This is a genomic window from Nioella aestuarii (assembly GCF_050896395.1).
Lineage (GTDB): Bacteria > Pseudomonadota > Alphaproteobacteria > Rhodobacterales > Rhodobacteraceae > Nioella > Nioella aestuarii.
On sequence record NZ_JBPBBA010000004.1, the window covers coordinates 15,741 to 32,948 of the forward strand.

General features: G+C 61.2%; 18 protein-coding genes. 12 read left to right on the forward strand and 6 right to left on the reverse strand.

The features are described 5' to 3' along the window. Positions 1-49: 49 nt before the first annotated feature. Positions 50-907 (reverse strand): helix-turn-helix domain-containing protein, encoded by an 858-nt coding sequence (locus ACROHD_RS03930; RefSeq protein WP_432676039.1) that lies wholly within the window; start codon positions 905-907, stop codon positions 50-52. 113 nt (positions 908-1,020) lie between these two features. Here ACROHD_RS03930 and ACROHD_RS03935 point away from each other — a divergent pair, with 113 nt between their 5' ends. The 3 genes from ACROHD_RS03935 to ACROHD_RS03945 are packed head-to-tail and all read left to right on the forward strand — an operon-like array spanning position 1,021 to position 3,785. Continuing rightward, the gene (locus tag ACROHD_RS03935) at positions 1,021-1,902 is read left to right on the forward strand and encodes a fatty acid desaturase (protein WP_432676040.1); all 882 of its coding nucleotides are present in this window, start codon (positions 1,021-1,023) and stop codon (positions 1,900-1,902) included. Positions 1,903-1,943: 41 nt separating this feature from the next. Next, positions 1,944-2,855 carry an EamA family transporter gene (locus ACROHD_RS03940; RefSeq protein ID WP_432676041.1) on the forward strand — a complete coding sequence of 304 codons (912 nt, stop codon included), beginning with the start codon at positions 1,944-1,946 and terminating at the stop codon, positions 2,853-2,855. A 3-nt stretch (positions 2,856-2,858) separates the two neighbouring features. Beyond that, the gene (locus tag ACROHD_RS03945) at positions 2,859-3,785 is read left to right on the forward strand and encodes an AEC family transporter (protein ID WP_432676042.1); all 927 of its coding nucleotides are present in this window, start codon (positions 2,859-2,861) and stop codon (positions 3,783-3,785) included. An 85-nt stretch (positions 3,786-3,870) separates the two neighbouring features. Here ACROHD_RS03945 and ACROHD_RS03950 read toward each other — a convergent pair whose 3' ends face one another. Both ACROHD_RS03950 and ACROHD_RS03955 read right to left on the reverse strand, forming a co-directional pair. After that, positions 3,871-4,563: an NUDIX hydrolase gene (locus tag ACROHD_RS03950; RefSeq protein WP_432676043.1), complete on the reverse strand. Its 693-nt coding sequence runs from the start codon at positions 4,561-4,563 to the stop codon at positions 3,871-3,873. Continuing rightward, positions 4,536-4,919, reverse strand: a complete 384-nt coding sequence (locus ACROHD_RS03955; protein ID WP_432676044.1) for a DUF983 domain-containing protein — start codon at positions 4,917-4,919, stop codon at positions 4,536-4,538. The genes ACROHD_RS03950 and ACROHD_RS03955 overlap by 28 nt, the downstream gene beginning before the upstream one ends. Before the next feature lie 167 nt (positions 4,920-5,086). On the opposite strand from ACROHD_RS03955, the gene ACROHD_RS03960 reads away from it, so the two are divergent. From ACROHD_RS03960 to ACROHD_RS03975, 4 genes are all read left to right on the forward strand, one after another. Continuing rightward, on the forward strand, positions 5,087-5,623 hold the full coding sequence (locus ACROHD_RS03960; RefSeq protein ID WP_432676045.1) for an EF-hand domain-containing protein: 537 nt from the start codon (positions 5,087-5,089) through the stop codon (positions 5,621-5,623). An 87-nt stretch (positions 5,624-5,710) separates the two neighbouring features. Then, entirely contained in the window at positions 5,711-6,295 is a 585-nt protein-coding gene (locus ACROHD_RS03965) for an RNA polymerase sigma factor (protein WP_432676047.1), read from the forward strand. After that, positions 6,285-6,632, forward strand: a complete 348-nt coding sequence (locus ACROHD_RS03970) for a hypothetical protein (RefSeq protein ID WP_432676048.1) — start codon at positions 6,285-6,287, stop codon at positions 6,630-6,632. Before ACROHD_RS03965 ends, ACROHD_RS03970 begins: the two co-directional genes overlap by 11 nt. Before the next feature lie 3 nt (positions 6,633-6,635). After that, a complete protein-coding gene (locus ACROHD_RS03975; RefSeq protein WP_432676050.1) occupies positions 6,636-7,133 on the forward strand; it encodes a periplasmic heavy metal sensor in 498 nt (165 codons plus the stop codon). Between the two features lie 156 nt (positions 7,134-7,289). Here the strand turns inward: ACROHD_RS03975 and ACROHD_RS03980 are convergent, their stop codons facing one another. Further along, positions 7,290-8,657, reverse strand: a complete 1,368-nt coding sequence (locus ACROHD_RS03980; protein WP_432676051.1) for a diguanylate cyclase domain-containing protein — start codon at positions 8,655-8,657, stop codon at positions 7,290-7,292. A 91-nt stretch (positions 8,658-8,748) separates the two neighbouring features. Between ACROHD_RS03980 and ACROHD_RS03985 the strand changes: the two genes are divergently transcribed. After that, the gene (locus ACROHD_RS03985; protein ID WP_432676052.1) at positions 8,749-9,027 is read left to right on the forward strand and encodes a DUF3572 domain-containing protein; all 279 of its coding nucleotides are present in this window, start codon (positions 8,749-8,751) and stop codon (positions 9,025-9,027) included. Between the two features lie 11 nt (positions 9,028-9,038). On the opposite strand, the gene ACROHD_RS03990 is transcribed toward ACROHD_RS03985, so the two are convergent. Continuing rightward, complete coding sequence (locus ACROHD_RS03990; RefSeq protein ID WP_432676053.1) at positions 9,039-9,488, reverse strand: MarR family winged helix-turn-helix transcriptional regulator; 450 nt, start codon at positions 9,486-9,488, stop codon at positions 9,039-9,041. Positions 9,489-9,591: 103 nt separating this feature from the next. On the opposite strand from ACROHD_RS03990, the gene ACROHD_RS03995 reads away from it, so the two are divergent. The 4 genes from ACROHD_RS03995 to ACROHD_RS04010 all read left to right on the forward strand — a co-directional run bounded on the left by ACROHD_RS03995 (position 9,592) and on the right by ACROHD_RS04010 (position 13,769). Then, the gene (locus ACROHD_RS03995) at positions 9,592-10,311 is read left to right on the forward strand and encodes an HAD family hydrolase (protein WP_432676054.1); all 720 of its coding nucleotides are present in this window, start codon (positions 9,592-9,594) and stop codon (positions 10,309-10,311) included. A 93-nt stretch (positions 10,312-10,404) separates the two neighbouring features. Next, complete coding sequence (locus ACROHD_RS04000) at positions 10,405-11,964, forward strand: trimethylamine methyltransferase family protein (RefSeq protein WP_432676055.1); 1,560 nt, start codon at positions 10,405-10,407, stop codon at positions 11,962-11,964. Between the two features lie 210 nt (positions 11,965-12,174). Beyond that, positions 12,175-12,762 (forward strand): heme NO-binding domain-containing protein, encoded by a 588-nt coding sequence (locus tag ACROHD_RS04005; protein ID WP_432676056.1) that lies wholly within the window; start codon positions 12,175-12,177, stop codon positions 12,760-12,762. Then, on the forward strand, positions 12,759-13,769 hold the full coding sequence (locus ACROHD_RS04010) for a diguanylate cyclase domain-containing protein (protein ID WP_432676057.1): 1,011 nt from the start codon (positions 12,759-12,761) through the stop codon (positions 13,767-13,769). Before ACROHD_RS04005 ends, ACROHD_RS04010 begins: the two co-directional genes overlap by 4 nt. Positions 13,770-13,839: 70 nt before the next feature. On the opposite strand, the gene carB is transcribed toward ACROHD_RS04010, so the two are convergent. Beyond that, a complete protein-coding gene (carB, locus tag ACROHD_RS04015; protein ID WP_432676058.1) occupies positions 13,840-17,181 on the reverse strand; it encodes a carbamoyl-phosphate synthase large subunit in 3,342 nt (1,113 codons plus the stop codon). Positions 17,182-17,208: the final 27 nt, after the last annotated feature.

The following is a 17,208-nucleotide window of genomic DNA, read 5'->3' on the forward strand; positions in this document are numbered from 1 at the left end:
GCCCCGCTGCCGTTCTGGCCCCCCGTGGAATGTCCACAAAGCGCATCGGTCAGGTGACGCGATCTCGCAGGGCGCTTAGTACCGGGGGCACGTCCCGGGCGGTGTATTTGGCTTCTCTGACCAGCCAATCGAAATGGCGCGTCACGGCGCGCACCCGGTCGCGGTCTCGGAAGGCGACGTAATAACGGCCCAGATAGATCGCGGCGAGCTTTGGGCCGAAAATGGTGATCGGGGCAGAATAGACGCGAGCGGCATCATACAGGAACAGTCGCAGTGTCGGGTACAGCTGATCATGAACGGACAGGATCCAGTCGAGCTGCTCTCGCCGTTCCTCTGCGGGGAGTCCGGCGTAGTAGCCCGTTCCTTCTGCAAAACTGCGGATTTCGTGAAGTGGCAGGGCGATCTCATAATCACTCTCTGACGCGCGCATCCAATCCAACCGTGCCTCTGACGCTGCAATGGCCTGGCCTGGGCTGCGGTTCATCGTGGCGGCATATTCCCATTCCATCAACGCGCGGGTCTTGAGCATGTCGGGCAGGGACGCGGGGACATGGCGGATCTTGTAACCGGCGGCCTCCTGATGCCAGGCGAAGATCTGGTCATCGGCGGAAGTGGCGCGTTCGGCCTGGGTCAGACTGGCAGTCAGCAGATCTGGCGTTGTTTCGGGGCGGTCCGTAAGGCCCAGAAGCCAGTCGGTGGAGACGGACAGGGCCTCAGCCGCAGCAGCAACCAGATGCCCCCCCGGCATCCGCGCATCACCATCGGCCAAAAGCTGCGTGACGGTCGAGCGGTCAACACCCGTTGCCCGCGCCAGCGCCGCGCGGCTGGTGCCGGTATGGGCCATCGCCTGTGCAAGACGGTCGCGGAACAGGGCAGCACGGCTAAACTTGTTGATCATTGTGTGCATTGTTTAATTATATCACCAATGTTGATTTATTGTGGATAATTCCCCGACTGCCCTGAAAAAACAAGCCCTGATAAGAGGTTGAACAAGGCACCGAAAGAGTGAAGGGGACAAAGATGCGCGTGGAATGGCCAACGCTTGGGCTGATTTTGGCGTGTTATGCGGTTTGGGTCGCGGGTCTGTTCTGGTTGCCTGCGGTCTGGATGCCGCTGGCCATGCTGGCCTTGGTCTTGTCGATTTCCCTGCAAAGTTCGCTTCAACATGAGGTCATTCATGGCCACCCGTTCCCCGGCCGCAAATGGGGTGCGGCACTGGTCTATGCCTCGCTCAACCTCGCCATTCCCTATGGCCGCTTCCGTGATACCCACCTGTCGCACCATTTGGACAGCACCCTGACCGATCCTTATGACGACCCGGAAAGCAACTATCTGGATCCGGCCGTCTGGGGGCGGCTGGCAGGGCTGGTTCGGGCGCTGTTGCGGGCCAATAACACGCTGCTTGGCCGTGTGGTTTTGGGACCAGCGATCGGTCAGATGACCTTCATGGCAGGCGACTGGCGGCAGATCAGGGCAGGGAACCGGCGCGTGCTGATGTCTTGGCTTGGACACGGGGTGATGATGGTTCTGGTCCTGTGGGTGGTCAGCCTGTCTCTGCTGCCCATCTGGCTCTATCTGTTGACCTGCTATGCGGGGCTTGGGGTGCTCAAAATCCGCACCTTCCTGGAACATCAGGCCCATGAAAGGGTGCGCGGGCGCACGGTGATTGTCGAGGATCGGGGACTATTGGCGTTCCTCTTCCTCAACAACAATTTCCACGTGGTTCATCACATGCATCCATGCACACCCTGGTACCGGTTGCCAGCGCTCTATTTCGCCAATCGCGAGAAATACCTGACCCGGAATGAGGGCTATTGCTATCGCAGCTACGGACAGATCTTCCGGCGTCATTTCCTGCGCGCGAAAGATCCGGTTCCGCATCCTCTGTGGCCGCGCGGGTGATTTGACTTGCCAAGCGCCTGAGGCTGGGCGCAAGAAGCGCCATGCCCCTCTGGATTCCCGTCACGATCTTTGCCGCCTTCATGCAGAACCTGCGGTTCCTGCTGCAACGGCATTTGAAAGTCACCAGCCTGTCAACGGCAGGCGCGACCTGGGCGCGATTCCTGTATTCCGCACCGATGGTGTTGTTGATCGTTCTGGGGTTTGCGGCAGCGACGGGGCAGGACCTGCCCAACACGAACCTGCGCTTCTGGGCATTCATCCTGTCGGGCGGAGGGGCACAGATCGTAGCGACCATGTGCGTGGTGGCGCTGTTTGCGCGGCGCAACTTTCCCGTCGGCGTGACTTTGGCCAAGACCGAGGTGATCCTGACCGCCCTATTGGGTCTCGTGGTTCTGGGAGATGCGGTGTCGATGCCGGTCGTCATCGCCATCGGCTTCGGCTTCATCGGCGTATTGCTGTTGTCCGACCCGCCCAGGGGGGATGTGGCGCTGCCCTGGCGTCTGCGGCTGTTCAATGTGGCGTCAGGATATGGACTGTTGTCCGGGCTGCTCTTCAGCGTCTCTGCCGTTGGATATCGGGGTGCGTCGCTGGCGCTGGCGGACGGATCGGTGTTCATGCGCGCGTCCTTCACCCTTTCGGCGGCGACAATGGTGCAGGCTCTGGCGCTTGGTGCATGGCTCTTCTTGCGTGAACGGCAGGAGATCGGCCGCGTCCTGTCCAGCTGGCGGGTGTCGGGGCTGGTTGGGCTGACCTCGATGCTGGGATCACTGGGTTGGTTCATCGCCTTCACCCTGCAAAGTGCGGCCTATGTGAAGGCCGTGGGTCAGGTGGAGTTGCTGTTCACCTTCCTTTTTTCCGTCTTTTGGCTGAAGGAGCGGTCCTCGGCCAAAGAGCTTGGCGGCGCGGCATTGATCGTGCTGAGCCTTCTGTTGATCGTCTGGGGAGCGTTCTAACGCATGGATATCATTCTCAGCATCGCGCCGGTTTTCGTGCTGATCTGCCTGGGTTACGTGCTGCGTCGGGGAGGAATACCTTCGGCAGAGTTCTGGAACCTAAATGATCGGCTGGTCTATTTCCTGCTGATGCCCGCGCTGTTTTATGTGCGGATTTCCACAGCGGAGCTGTCGGGCGAGACTCTGGCAAACCTGGCCAGCGTGCTTTACGCGGCCTTCTTCGCGGCCATCGGATATGGCGTCATTGTGGGTTGGCTGATCCGGCGGGAGGGGGCGGTTGTGACCTCGCTTTTGCAGGGCGTCGGGCGTTTCAATACATTTATCGCTCTTGCCGTGGCCGAGGCGCTGTACGGTGCGCCAGCATTGCAGATCGCGGTGCTGGCGGCGGCGGCGCTGGTGCCGGTTGTGAACCTGACGGTGGTGGCCCTGTTCGCGCTTTACGTGCCGAGACCGGGGGCGCGGCCTGTGGTGACTGCCCTGAAAGGCTTGGCGACAAACCCGCTGATCTTGTCGATCCTTGCAGGGCTTCTGGCCAATTGGGCCGGGCTGGGGCGGCTGCCGGTCCTGCACGATACACTGGCGGTACTGGGGGCGGCAGCGCTGCCGATCATGCTGCTTTGCGTGGGTGCGAACCTGAAGCTGCGGGGGTTGTCTGGCGATGCGCTGCCCATTGCGCTATCGGCCGTGGGAAAGCTGGTGGTGTTTCCCTCGGTGGTGTTGGCATTGGCACTGGCCCTTGGGGTGGAACCGATGCAGGCACAGGTTTTGCTGATTTACGGTGCGCTGCCAACGGGCGTCGCGGCTTACACGCTTGCACGGCAATTGGGTGGGGATGCGCCGCTGATGGCCGCGATGATCACCGTTCAGACATTGCTGAGCTTCGCCGCAATGCCGATCTGGATAGCGATTGGTGAGAGGCTCTTCCTCTGATATTTGGTGCAGGTAAGGGCCTTTGAAGGCCCTTCTGAACACGGTTTCAACCGCGTTTTAAGCGGCTTGCAAGCCGCTTCCCCCCTCACAACCGTTCGAAGCGGCTGATCTCGTCGAAATTGTTGAAAAACGGCACGCCCGGCTGGTCGGTGCCGTTCAGAATGGCACTGGTTTCGGCCAGAACAACCTCGGTGATGAAGGGCATGTCGAACTTGCGCACTTCATCAAGAGGCACCCATTGCAGGTGGCTCAGCTCATCCTCGGCATTGCCGAAATCATCGGGGTCATTGGCTAGCTTTTCGGCCTCCGCCAAAAAAAACCGCGCATCAAAGCGGCGCGGGCGGCCGGGAGGGGTAATCGCACGGAACACAAAGCTCAGCGCATCACCGTCCGGCAGATGGCCTGTGCGCAGGTAGCCGCGCCAGCCCTTAGGGGCCTCGATTTGCCCTGCACGCGGGTCCTTCGCACCCAGAAGCAGGCCGGTTTCTTCCCACAGCTCACGCGTGGCGGCATTCAGCAATGCTTCGGGCTTGGCCGTGCTTTGATTGGCGAGCCGACGCAAGCAATCCGCGCCTGCCGGGTTGGCCACCGGAATGTCGGCGTCAACCGCATCCACCGCGCCACCGGGAAAGACGAATTTCGACGGCATGAACACCGCGCTCTGGCCGCGCTGGCCCATCAGGACGCGGGGCCGCGTCCCGGTATCGCGCACCATGATAATGGTGGCGGCATCGCGGATCGGGGTTTCGCTCACAGCCCGTGCATCCTTTTCGCCCATTGAATGCCCACGAAGATTCCCTTGAAACGCGGCAGCAGGAAGAGCGACAGCGCCACGGTGCCGATGCCGAAGATGGTCAGCATCTCTAGCGGGCTTGGACGGTATGCCATGAACACATGCAGCATACCCGCCACCATGAGGTGGCCGACAATCAGGATCGTCAGATAGGCTGGCCCGTCATCAGCGCGAGTCTTGGTCAGGTCCAAACCGCAATGCTCGCAGCTGTCCTTGAGTTTGAGATAGCCCTGCAGCACATGGCCTTCACCGCATTGCGGACAGCGCTTGCGCCAGCCCTTGCGGACCGCGGGCCAGAAGGGGCGTTCCTCGACCTGGGCTGAAATCGTTTCCGTGGCCATGGCGGCCTCCTCATGCGCGTTTCTTTGGGTTGTCTCCATATCTAATCCTCGGGCGCAACAATCGGAACCCCGCAAGGGCGCGGCATACTGGCTGCGAATATTTTTGCGACGGAAACTGTGACCTGCGCCGTTGAAAGGTCAGACAGGCATGAAAAAGGAGATTGCAGATGTCGACCAAGAAAGCCCTGATGCTGAGCGTTCTGATCCCCGTTGGCCTTGCGCTTGCCCTTCCTGCGGCGGCCATGGGCCCCGGCGGGCGCGGTGGCGAGAATGAGCGCCCCGCCTTCACCGAGCTTGATGCGGACGGCAATGGCCAGCTGACGCTGGAGGAGATGCTGGCGCATCGCGAGGCCCGTTTTGCAGAGGCTGATACCGATGGCGACGGAAACCTGAGCCGGGACGAGATGATCGCCGCGGCCATGGGCCGGGTGGAAGAGTCCATCGACCGCCGGATGGAACGGTTTGACGACAACGAGGACGGGTTGCTGAGCGCCAATGAGCTTGATGACATGCGTCCCCGTGGTCCCAGCCCGGAGCGGGTCTTTGGCCGTATGGATGCCGATGGTGACGGCGTGGTGACGGCCGAGGAGTTCGAAACCGCGACTGCCAACATGATGCAACGCCGCGGCGGCATGGGCGGCCAGGGGCGCCATGGCGGCGGCGAGGGTCATGGCTGGCGTTGGGGCCAGCCCGACAACGGCTGATCGACCAACCAATCGTGACATGGGAAAGAGCGGCCCATCCCCCCGGTCGCTCTTTTCCCCGATGCGCAGGCGGGCTACGACAGGAGAATGGAGCCGTTGGATGCCGATCTGGACCAACTTCAGGACGATGCCCTGATGGTGCTGTTTGCCAATGGTGAACCGGCAGCGGCCCGTATTCTGACCGCCCGCCTGCTGCCCCGCGTGCTGAACCACGCCGCCCGTGTCCTGGGAGACAGGGCCGAGGCCGAGGATGTGGCGCAGGACGCGATGCTGCGGCTGTGGCGGGCAGCGGCGGACTGGCAGGCCGGGGGGGCGAAGCCCTCAACCTGGCTGTACAAGGTGACGGCAAACCTTGCCGTGGACCGGTTGCGCCGATCGGGGCGCGCCGTCGGGCTGGACGAAAGCGCCGAGCCAGAGGATGATCGGCCTGGTGCCGAGGAACAATTGGTTCAGGCAGGCCGGATGGCGGCGCTCGACGCAGCGCTGGCCCGGCTGCCGGAACGGCAGCGCCAGGCGGTGGTGCTGCGCCATATCGAGGGGCTTGCGAACCCCGACATTGCAGAGGTGCTTGAGATCAGCGTCGAGGCAGTCGAAAGCCTGACCGCGCGCGGCAAACGCGCGCTGGCGCAGGCGCTGGCCGGACAAAAGGAGGCCCTTGGTTATGACACATGAGCTGGACGATCTTTTTGCACAGGCCCGAGGGGCGGAGGTGCCGGGTGACGATCTGGTGGCCCGCGTGCTGGCAGATGCCGAAACGGTGCAGGCGGAACTTGCGACCCCCGCCGCCCCTGCGGGTGGTGGTTGGATTGCGGGCCTTCTGTCCAGTATCGGCGGTTGGGTCGGGGCCGGTGGTCTGGTTGCTGCGACTTCGGCGGGGCTGCTGATCGGGGTCTATGCGCCAGACACAGTTGACAACATTCTGGGCGGGCAATTGTCCGAACTGGGCTTGGTGTCGCAGGATGATTTGTTGCCCGGGCTGACCTATCTGCTGCCCGGCGAAGGGGAATAAGCGATGACGGAACCCACCCAAACCAAGCCGCGCACGCGCCGGGGGATCAAGATCGCTCTTGGCCTTAGCCTTGCGATTAACCTGTTGATTTTGGGCGCAATTGGCGGCGCGATGCTGAACGGGCGCCCGGATGGTCCGATCCGGGACCGGTTTGACATGGTGCGCACGCTCGGGCTCGGGCCGATTGGCCGTGCCCTGGATCGCGAAGATCGCAACCAGATCATTGCGCGAGTGGGGCAGAATCGGGAAGACGTTCGTGCCGAACGGGAGGCGCTGCTCGCGGCGACACTGGACTTCGTGACCAGCGTCGAGCGCGATCCGTTCGACCCGGAGGCAAGTGCCGCGGCGTTGGCGATGCAGCGAGATCATGTTCGCGGATTGCAGCAACGGGGCCATGGGGCCCTGATAGAGCAGTTGGAGCAGATGTCGCCCGCAGCCCGTGCAGAATTCGCAGAGCGCCTGCGCCGATCTATCCGGCGCCACGATTCCGATCGCCGATAGGGCCGTTTCGCCGCCTTCGGCGCCGACCGGGGAGCGACGCTTCTCAACCCCCCGCTGATGCGGGGGGCCTCGTCGCGCCGCGTTGCCACGGATAGGTGGACGGGTTGGGTTCGTATCAGGAACGTTGCTTTGTGGTTGCTGTCAGGAGGGTCCGCGCTAAGCGGCCGAAGCCGAAAGCGTGACGAGGTTCCGGCCTTCGGATTTCGAGCCGTAAAGCGCCATGTCCGCGTTCTGGATCAGGGTTTCCGCGAGATCACCGGGCGTGTCGCTGATGGTCAGTCCGACGCTCATGGTCAACGGGATCGGCGTGGCCAAGCCATCGACGGCGATTGGGCTGCTTCCAACGATCTCTCGCAGCCGTTCGGCGCAATGCAGGGCGGTGCCGGAATCCGTGTCCTGGAGGGCGACGAGGAACTCCTCCCCCCCGAGGCGCGCCAGCAAATCTTGGGGGCGCAGAACTGCGCGCAGGCGTTTGGCGACAGCTGACAGCACGGCATCGCCCGCGGCATGGCCGTACCGGTCGTTGACCGCTTTGAAATGATCGAGATCGAGCATCATCACGGCAACCCCGCGTTGCGGATCCTTTAGCATTTGGTCCAGCCGCTTGAGCGCGTAGCGCCTGTTATGCAGCCCGGTCAGGCTGTCTGTCACGGCAAGTTCCAGCCCCGCCTCGACGGCGGCCCGCAGTTTGTCGGACTGTCTTTTGCAGCGCAGTTGAGTCTGGATGCGGACGGCCAGTTCCTCGGCATCAATCGGGTCGTAGAGGATATCACCAGCCCCGAGATCAAGCGCCACGGCACCGCGTTCACTGTCATTGCGGGGCAGGATGGTCAGCGCCGCCGCATGGCGGGTTGCTGGCCTGGACCGCAGGTCAGACAGCAGGCGCAGCCCTTCGTTTCGCATTGTCAGGTCGGCGGCGATGACGAACACATCGGGGGCATTGCCGGTGTCGCGGGCCTGGAGCACCTGTTCACGGGGCATCACCACCAGGTCTTCAGACAGGCGCGGTTCCAGGGCGCGTTTCCATGCCATCCCGGTCTGGGCGTCGGGGGCGACCAGCGCCACCTTGCCGGGCGTCGCGTAAGCGGTGCTTGATTCGGCGAAGCCAAGCCCGGCATAGGACTCTTCGCGCAGGCGCAGCTCTCGCTGTGTTTCATGAGCCCGCAGCAATGACCGAACCCGCGCCAGCAGCGTGACCTCATCCACCGGCTTTGACAGAAAATCATCCGCACCACGCAAAAGCCCCGCCATCTTGCTGTCGCGATCAGCGAGGGCAGTGACGAGAATAATCGGAATATCAGCAGTGTCAGGATCTGACTTGAGCTGTTCACACACGCTGACCCCGCTCATGTCGGGCATCATCACATCGAGCAGGATCAGATCCGGCTGCTCTGACTTCGCCAGCCGCAGCGCTGCCTGACCGCAATCGGCCTGCAACACCGAGTAGCAGGCAGCCGAAAGCTTAACCTTCATTACGATGCGATTGGTGGCAACATCGTCCACAACCAGAATGCGCCCTGTCATCATATGCTCCGCCACTGTTTATCTCCGGGCTTTCTTCATCCATGCTCCGGAAAGGTTAACAAAGCCTTTAACAAGAGGGATTCGCGGGCAAATGAATGCAGGCCGTGCGGAAGAAGTTGCGCTTTTGGCGCTTGGCTGGCTGGTGGGGAACGACGACCTGCTACCGGTCTTTCAAGGGGCCAGCGGCGCATCCGCCGATGACCTGCGCGCAGGTGCGCAAGACCCGGCGTTTTTGGCGTCTGTCGTTGATTTTCTAATGATGGACGATGCCTGGGTGATCTCGGTCAGTGATCATCTGGGGCTGCCCTACGACACACTCTTTCAGGTGCGCCAGAATCTTCCTGGCGGGGATCTTCCGAACTGGACCTGAGAAACCGGCGATTACTCGCCAGTTCCCTCTCCACTGCTTAGCTTGGTCAGAAGCCGCTTCAGCTCAGCCCGTTCGCTGATCGTCAGCTTGGCGTTGAAATGATCCATGTTTTCAGAACAGACAGGAACTGCCTGGATCATGCGATCATAACCTGCATCGGTCATGCTGACCTCCGTCATGCGGCGATCTTCCTGACCAATAGCACGAGAAATCAGCCCCTCCGCTTCCAGCGCGCGCAGGGCGCGGGATGTTGCGGTACGGTCAATGCCGACGAAGGCAGCGATGTCAGAGGGGTTCTTCAACCCTTCCTCGGCCACCGCAAGGAGTATGCAAAAGCCAACCCGTGTAAGGCCGAACTTGCGCAATGCGTCTTCAACGCGCCGTTCAACCAATCGGGCGGCGAAAGTGGCGTGAAAACCGATGCTGTCGTGTAATCCGTATTTGAGTCGTTGTCCGTCCATGAAAGCCTCAGACAATAAAAAAACGTGCCCGGGTGATCCGAGACACTTCATGGTGACAAATCGTTACCACTGTGCAGTATTTCATTAGTTCAGGAGGATATCAATGATTTCAGCAATTCTATTCGACAAGGATGGCACTTTGTTCGATTTTCAGCTCAGCTGGTCGGCCTGGGCAAAGGCGTTCTTGCGTGATGTTGCCGACGGGAATGACCTGCGTGCAGCCCATCTGGGGAATCTCCTGGGCTTCGATTGGCAGGCTGCTCGCTTCCGCGAAGACAGCTGTGTGATTGCTGGAACCGATGACGATATCATCTCTATATTGATCCCCGAAATGCCGGGTGTATCGCGGGATGAGATAAAGCTGCGGATCGGCCTGGCCGCGGCCGAGGCCCCGATGAGCGAGGTGGTGCCGCTTGCGCCGTTCCTTGACGGGCTTAAAGCGCGGGGTCTGAGGGTGGGGGTTGCGACCAATGACACCGAATCTACGGCCCGCGCGCATCTCGAGGCGGTCAAAGTGTTGGACCGGTTCGATTTCGTGACCGGCGCCGACAGCGGCCACGGAGCCAAGCCCGGACCGGGAATGTGCCTGGCCTTTGCGGCCGCGTTCGAGGTGCCGCCAGGCGAGGTGCTGATGGTGGGCGACAGCCTGCACGACCTGCATGCAGGCCGCGCGGCGGGGATGCGGACGCTTGCGGTGCTGACCGGCGTTGCGGGCGCAGATGCGCTTTCTCCAAATGCGGATTTCGTCTTGCCGAGTATTGCTGCGCTTCCTGATCTGTTGGGGCCGGACAATCGTTTGAAGCCGACGGGTCATCTTTCGTAAACGACGCAAACGGAATCGGAATCCGTCGCTATCTGAAAACTGCCCGGCAGGGCGCTGCGTCAATCTGGGGCCAACAGGATTGGAGAACCCCAGATGACCGAAGACGCCGCCCCCCGCCGCCGCCGTGCAGGTGGACGCCGAGGCCACGCAGACCGTGCCGGACATGCCGCCGTCGACCAGATGCCCTGGCGTTTGCCGGTCAACACTGATCGGCCGACGGAGCCTATGCCCCCAGAAGGTGTGCGGGCGATTCACAAGGGCGCGATGCGGATCCTCTCTGAGATCGGGATCGAGTTCCTGAATCCCGTCGCACGGGACCACCTTGCGCGGGCCGGGTGCAAGGTCGTGGGCGAAAACGTCAAAATGGATGAAGACTTCGTGATGGAAATGGTTGGCCGTGCGCCGGATCATTTCAGCATCACGCCACGTAACCCTGATCGGAAACTGATCATCGGCGGAAAGCATATTGTGTTCGGCAATGTATCGTCTCCACCCAATGCCTGGGATATGGATCGGGGAAAACGGTCGGGCGATTTTGAAACCTACAAAGAGTTTCTGAAACTTACCCAGTATTTCAACTGCATCCATTTCGCCGGCGGCTATGCGCCGGAACCAATCGACATTCATGCGTCGGTCCGGCATCTGGAATGCCTCTACGAAAAGTTGACGCTGACCGACAAAGTGGCTCATGCCTACTCGCTCGGGAAGGAGCGGGTTGAGGATGTCATGGAAATGGTGCGCATCGCCGGGGGGCTGAGCGACGAAGAGTTCCGCGCCACGCCGCGGATGTACACCAATATCAACTCGGTCTCGCCGCTGAAACACGACTTCCCGATGCTGGAAGGCGCGATGATTTTGGCCGAGGCGGGGCAGGGCGTGGTGGTGACGCCCTTCACACTGGCGGGCGCCATGGCCCCGGTGACCCTGTCGGGCGCGGTGACACTGAGCCTGGCTGAGGGGCTCGCCGCAATCGCGCTGCTACAGTTCATTGCACCAGGGTGCCCGGTGGCGATTGGCACCTTTACCTCGAATGTTGATATGAAATCCGGCGCGCCCGCCTTTGGCACACCCGAATATATGCGCGCCACCCAGATGACCGGCCAGATGGCGCGGTTCTATGGGTTGCCGATGCGCGCCAGCGGCGTTTGTGCGGCCAACGTGCCCGACGGGCAGGCGATGTGGGAGACCTGCCATTCACTGTGGTCGGCTGTGCAGTCGGGGACCAACATGGTCTATCACGCGGCTGGCTGGCTGGAGGGGGGACTGATCGCAAGCCCCGAGAAATTCGTGATGGATTGCGAAGTGCTGCAAATGATCCAGCGCTACTTCGAGCCGCAGCTTTGGGCCACCGAGGAGGAGGATATTGCCATTGACGCGATCCGAGAAGTCGGGCCGGGCGGGCATTATTTTGGTGTGCAGCACACGCAGGACCGGTATCAGACGGCCTTTTATTCGCCCTTTGCAAGCGATTGGCGGAACTTTGAGGCTTGGGAAGCGGATGGTGGCGTGTGGACGGCAGAGCGAGCCAATAAGATCTACAAGAACATCATCGCGGAGTTCGAAGCGCCAGCAATGGATGAAGCCGTGAAGGAAGAATTGCGGGCCTTCGTGGACCGGCGAATTTCCGAAGGTGGTGCACCGACCGATTTCTGAACCCGGTATTTCGCCGTGGCTTCGCCACGTCGATCCGCGCGGCCCTGACGGGCCGCAAACAGGCTTCTGGATGAGCTTTTCGGAGGGGCTCTGCGCTCTATGGGCCCAAAGCTCCCCCGCTAATTCCGCGGCAGCGATGATGGCATCACATGTAACCGATCCTTAACCTCTGCCCTCTATCCCCTTGGGAAAGAAGAAGGGAGTCAAGGAATGCATGGCCTTGTTAATCGAGCCTTGCAGGGGTTTTTGACTGACACCTATGGCGATGAAATCTGGGGTGAGGTGCTAAGCCAGGCCGGGCTGCCCGAGGGCGGGTTCGAGTCGATGTTGCACTATGAGGACAGGATCACCAGTGATGTGATCCTCGCGGCCTCTGCCGTGCTGCACAAGGACCGGTGCACATTGCTGGAAGATCTGGGAACCTATCTGCTCTCACATCCCAACCAGGAAGGGCTGCGGCGTCTGATGCGCTTTGGCGGGGATACATTCTTTGATTTTCTGCAATCGCTCGACGATCTGTCCGGCCGCGCGCGGCTGGCACTGCCGGATCTCGACATGCCCGAGCTTACGATCCAGCATGACAGCAATATCCGCTTTGTTCTGTCGGTCAGGTGGTGCCTGCCGGGAGCGGGCTCTGTCTTCCTTGGCGCGTTGCGTGCGATGGCGGATGACTATGGCGCGCTGGCGTTCTTCGAAGCGGAAGAGGGTGAAAGTGGCGATGAGCGGGTTGTGATCGACCTTGTGGATCAGTCATTTGCATCGGGCCGCAGCTTTTCCCTCGGGGGGCGACTGGCATGATCCAGGATCGAGTGATTGGGCTTTCCGGCCGGGCGTTGGACCAGTTGATGCCAATGCATCTATGGATCGGGCCGTCAGGTCTGATCAATCGGGTCGGCCCGACACTGACACGGATCGCGGGTGAGGATCTTCGGGGGCGGCCCCTGTTCGATGTGATTGACCTGCAACGCCCACGTGCAGCCCGCACGCTGGAGGCGCTGCTGTCACTGCAAGGCGCGCGTCTGACACTTAGCCTTCGAACCCGGCCGGACTTGCCTTTTAGGGGCGTGGTTGTGGGCTTGCCTGCGGGTGTGGGCGGTTTGATTCAGTTGTCGCTTGGGCTGTCCTTCTCCAAGGCGGTGGCCGATTGCGGATTGACCTTGAAGGATTTTTCGCCATGTGATCAAACCGTTGACCTGCTCTACCTGAGAGAGGCCAACGCCGCCATCGCCCGTGAATCACGCAATCTGACTGGTCGGTTGCAGCGCGCGAAACAAGCGGCAGAAGCGCAAGCCATGACCGATACGTTGACCGGGCTGTGCAACCGGCGCGCAATGGATGCAGCACTTCTGGCATTGACCGAAGCGCCGGTGCCGCGTTTTGGCCTGATGCATCTCGATCTCGATTTTTTCAAAGAGGTGAATGACAGCCTTGGCCATGCGGCGGGGGATCACGTGCTTACCCATGTGGCGAACATTTTACGCTCGGAAATCAGGGGTGGTGATATCGTGGCAAGGGTCGGCGGGGATGAGTTCGTTCTCTTGTTCCGCGATTGCGACGACCCCGATCTGCTGGACGCGATTGGGGCGCGGTTGATTTCCCGCTTGGAAGAACCGACCATCTTCGACGGGCAGGCCTGCCGTATCTCCGCCAGTGCCGGGTCGGTTCTGGCCTCTCGCTACGACCGGCCGACACCTGACAGGATGTTCAATGACGCGGATGTGGCCCTCTATGCCTCCAAGAACAGGGGGCGGGCACAACACACGCTGTATTCGGAGGATCTTTTGGCTCCGCTCAGGCCCAATTGACATGGGCCTGAAAAAGCAGGGCCCACCCCCTAGTTGGGCGGGCCCTGACACAATCGGAACAGGCCGGGTCTTAGGCTGCGGGCGTGGCCTGAAGGCTCTGGACGTTCATATCCCCCTCGCGCGCGGCGCGCATGGCCAACGCGGCCGCATGGGCACCGGCTGCGGTGGTGAAGTAGGGGATCTTGTCATAAAGTGCGACGGACCGGATTTCGCGGCTATCCTCAACGGCCTGCGCACCCTCGGTTGTATTCATGACAAGGTGAATCCCGCCATCCTTGAGCTGATCGACGATATTCGGACGGCCTTCATAAACCTTGTTGACCGTCTCGCACGCGATGCCATGGCCATCCAGCCAGGCGGCGCTTCCCCGGGTGGCGACCAGGGTAAAGCCAAGCTCAGTCAGGATCTGCACGGCCTCCAGCATCAAGGCGCCCTTGTCGGCATCCTTGATCGACAGGAACACGCGGCCTTCCGTGGGCAGGATCGTCCCGGCACCCAATTGGGCTTTCAGGAAGGCGCGGGGGAAGGACACATCCCACCCCATGACCTCGCCGGTTGACCGCATTTCGGGGCCTAGAATGGTATCGACACCAGGGAACCGGGCGAAGGGCAATACCGCTTCTTTGACCGAGAACCATGGCATGTTCGGATCGGCCAGTGTCATCGGGTCGGCCTCGGGCAGGGTGCCGGGCTTGGCGTTCGCCGGGTAGGCCGCACGCATCGGGAAGGTCGACAAGGGTTCGCCCGCCATCAGCCGCGCGGCGATCGAAGCAATCGCGCTGTCGGTGGCCTTGGCAACGAAGGGCACAGTGCGCGACGCGCGCGGGTTGACCTCGATCAGGTAAACCTCACCGTCTTTTACAGCGAACTGAACGTTCATCAGGCCCACCACGTTCAACGCCAGCGCCAATGCGTTGGCCTGTTCCTTGATCACCTCGATGATTTCGGCCGACAGTGAATACGGTGGCAACGAACAGGCGCTGTCACCGGAATGCACGCCGGCCTCTTCGATATGCTGCATGATCCCTGCGATATGCACGCTCTTGCCATCGCAAAGCGCGTCCACGTCAAGTTCCGTGGCACCGATCAGGTAGCTGTCGAGCAACACCGGGCTGTCTCCGGACACGACGACCGCTTCGGCGATGTAGCGGCGAAGCTGATCCATGTCGCGCACGATTTCCATCGCGCGACCGCCAAGCACATAGGAGGGCCGGATCACCAGCGGGAAGCCGATATCCTCGGCAATCGCCAGCGCCTGCGCATCCGTGGAGGCAATGCCGTTCTTGGGTTGTTTCAATCCAAGACGGTTCACAAGATCCTGAAAACGTTCGCGATCTTCGGCCAAGTCGATGGCATCGGGTGTCGTTCCAAGGATCGGAATGCCTGCTTCTTCCAGCGCATTGGCAAGCTTTAGCGGCGTTTGGCCGCCGAACTGAACGATGACGCCGTGAAGCGTGCCGTTTTCCTGCTCGACCCGCAGAATTTCCATCACATGTTCGAATGTCAGCGGCTCAAAGTAGAGGCGATCGGAGGTGTCGTAGTCGGTCGAAACGGTTTCAGGGTTGCAGTTGACCATGATCGTTTCATAGCCCGCCTCGGTCAGCGCAAAACACGCGTGACAGCAGCAATAGTCAAATTCGATGCCCTGGCCGATCCGGTTGGGTCCACCACCCAAAATGACGACTTTTCTGGCACTTGAGGGACGTGCTTCACATTCAGCGGCGCCCATCACAGTGTGTTCATATGTTGAATACATATAAGGTGTCTGCGCTTCGAACTCTGCCGCGCAGGTGTCAATCCGCTTGAATTGCGCGGTCACACCAAGGTTAATACGGGCGCGCCGCACATTGTCTTCGTCCCGGCCTGTCAGCTTGGCAAGGCGGGCATCGGTGAAGCCCATCATCTTGACCTTGCGCAGGCCCTCTTCGGTTACTGGCAGGCCTTTGCGGCGGATCACCTCTTCGGCGTCGATGATTTCGCGGATGCGGGCCAGGAACCACGGATCGAAAGCGGTGATGGCCTGGATCTCGTCATTGCTAAAGCCGTGTCGCATGGCCTGGGCAATGACCCGCAGCCGGTCCGGGGTCTGTTCGGAGAGCGCCTTGGACACGGCCGCCTTGTCCGGCGCGCCGGGAATGCTGATTTCGTCAAATCCGGTCAGGCCGGTTTCCATCGAGGCCAGCGCCTTCTGGACCGACTCGTGGAAGGTACGGCCAATGGACATGGCTTCGCCCACGGATTTCATCGCCGTGGTCAGGTAGGGCTTCGATCCGGGGAACTTTTCGAAGGCGAAGCGCGGGATCTTGGTGACGACATAGTCGATGGTCGGCTCGAAGCTGGCGGGCGTCACCTTGGTGATGTCATTGTCCAACTCATCGAGCGTATAGCCAACGGCCAGCTTGGCAGCGATCTTGGCAATCGGGAAGCCTGTCGCCTTGGAGGCCAGGGCGGATGACCGCGACACGCGTGGGTTCATCTCGATCACCACCATGCGCCCGTCGGCGGGGTTTACGGCCCATTGCACGTTTGAGCCGCCAGTTTCCACGCCAATTTCACGCAGCACAGCGATCGAGCCGTTGCGCATGATCTGATATTCCTTGTCGGTCAGCGTCAGCGCGGGCGCAACAGTGATGGAGTCGCCGGTATGCACCCCCATCGGGTCAACGTTTTCGATGGAACAGACGATGATGGCGTTGTCGGCGGTGTCACGCACCACCTCCATCTCGTATTCCTTCCAGCCCAGAAGGCTTTCATCCACAAGGATCTGGTTCACCGGGCTTGCATCCATGCCCGAGCGGCAGAAATGGATGTAATCCTCTCGGTTATAGGCCACGCCGCCGCCGGTGCCGCCCAGGGTAAAGGCGGGGCGGATGATCGCTGGCAGGCCGATTTCTTCCAGTTCTTCCAACGCCATCTGAACACCTGCATCCAGATCGGCATGGCCATTGGGTTTCTTGGGGGCTGTGATGATGGTGGCCTTGGGGTTTTCCAGCCCGATCCGGTCCATCGCCTCGCGAAACAGCTTGCGGTCTTCGGCCATTTCGATGGCGTGGCGCTTGGCGCCGATCATCTCGACACCGAATTTTTCCAGCACGCCCATCTCTTCTAGCGCCAGCGAAGTGTTCAGCCCGGTCTGGCCGCCCATGGTGGGCAGCAGCGCGTCAGGGCGTTCCTTTTCGATGATCTTGGCAACAACCTCGGGCGTGATCGGTTCGATATAGGTCGCATCGGCAAGGCCCGGATCGGTCATGATCGTGGCCGGGTTCGAGTTGACGAGGATGACGCGATAGCCTTCCTCGCGTAGGGCCTTGCAGGCTTGGGCCCCGGAATAGTCGAACTCGCAGGCCTGACCGATTACGATTGGCCCCGCTCCGATGATCATGATGGACTGGATATCGGTTCTCTTCGGCATGGCGTGTCCCCGGGCAGCAGGCGTGGG

Excerpts from the sequence above, each read along its gene's own strand:
- ACROHD_RS03930 (WP_432676039.1), bottom strand. The coding sequence starts at position 907 with ATGCACACAATGATCAACAAGTTTAGCCGTGCTGCCCTGTTCCGCGAC.
- ACROHD_RS03935 (WP_432676040.1), top strand. The coding sequence starts at position 1,021 with ATGCGCGTGGAATGGCCAACGCTTGGGCTGATTTTGGCGTGTTATGCG.
- ACROHD_RS03940 (WP_432676041.1), top strand. The coding sequence starts at position 1,944 with ATGCCCCTCTGGATTCCCGTCACGATCTTTGCCGCCTTCATGCAGAAC.
- ACROHD_RS03945 (WP_432676042.1), top strand. The coding sequence starts at position 2,859 with ATGGATATCATTCTCAGCATCGCGCCGGTTTTCGTGCTGATCTGCCTG.
- ACROHD_RS03950 (WP_432676043.1), bottom strand. The coding sequence starts at position 4,563 with ATGGGCGAAAAGGATGCACGGGCTGTGAGCGAAACCCCGATCCGCGAT.
- ACROHD_RS03955 (WP_432676044.1), bottom strand. The coding sequence starts at position 4,919 with ATGGCCACGGAAACGATTTCAGCCCAGGTCGAGGAACGCCCCTTCTGG.
- ACROHD_RS03960 (WP_432676045.1), top strand. The coding sequence starts at position 5,087 with ATGTCGACCAAGAAAGCCCTGATGCTGAGCGTTCTGATCCCCGTTGGC.
- ACROHD_RS03965 (WP_432676047.1), top strand. The coding sequence starts at position 5,711 with ATGGAGCCGTTGGATGCCGATCTGGACCAACTTCAGGACGATGCCCTG.
- ACROHD_RS03970 (WP_432676048.1), top strand. The coding sequence starts at position 6,285 with ATGACACATGAGCTGGACGATCTTTTTGCACAGGCCCGAGGGGCGGAG.
- ACROHD_RS03975 (WP_432676050.1), top strand. The coding sequence starts at position 6,636 with ATGACGGAACCCACCCAAACCAAGCCGCGCACGCGCCGGGGGATCAAG.
- ACROHD_RS03980 (WP_432676051.1), bottom strand. The coding sequence starts at position 8,657 with ATGACAGGGCGCATTCTGGTTGTGGACGATGTTGCCACCAATCGCATC.
- ACROHD_RS03985 (WP_432676052.1), top strand. The coding sequence starts at position 8,749 with ATGAATGCAGGCCGTGCGGAAGAAGTTGCGCTTTTGGCGCTTGGCTGG.
- ACROHD_RS03990 (WP_432676053.1), bottom strand. The coding sequence starts at position 9,488 with ATGGACGGACAACGACTCAAATACGGATTACACGACAGCATCGGTTTT.
- ACROHD_RS03995 (WP_432676054.1), top strand. The coding sequence starts at position 9,592 with ATGATTTCAGCAATTCTATTCGACAAGGATGGCACTTTGTTCGATTTT.
- ACROHD_RS04000 (WP_432676055.1), top strand. The coding sequence starts at position 10,405 with ATGACCGAAGACGCCGCCCCCCGCCGCCGCCGTGCAGGTGGACGCCGA.
- ACROHD_RS04005 (WP_432676056.1), top strand. The coding sequence starts at position 12,175 with ATGCATGGCCTTGTTAATCGAGCCTTGCAGGGGTTTTTGACTGACACC.
- ACROHD_RS04010 (WP_432676057.1), top strand. The coding sequence starts at position 12,759 with ATGATCCAGGATCGAGTGATTGGGCTTTCCGGCCGGGCGTTGGACCAG.
- carB (WP_432676058.1), bottom strand. The coding sequence starts at position 17,181 with ATGCCGAAGAGAACCGATATCCAGTCCATCATGATCATCGGAGCGGGG.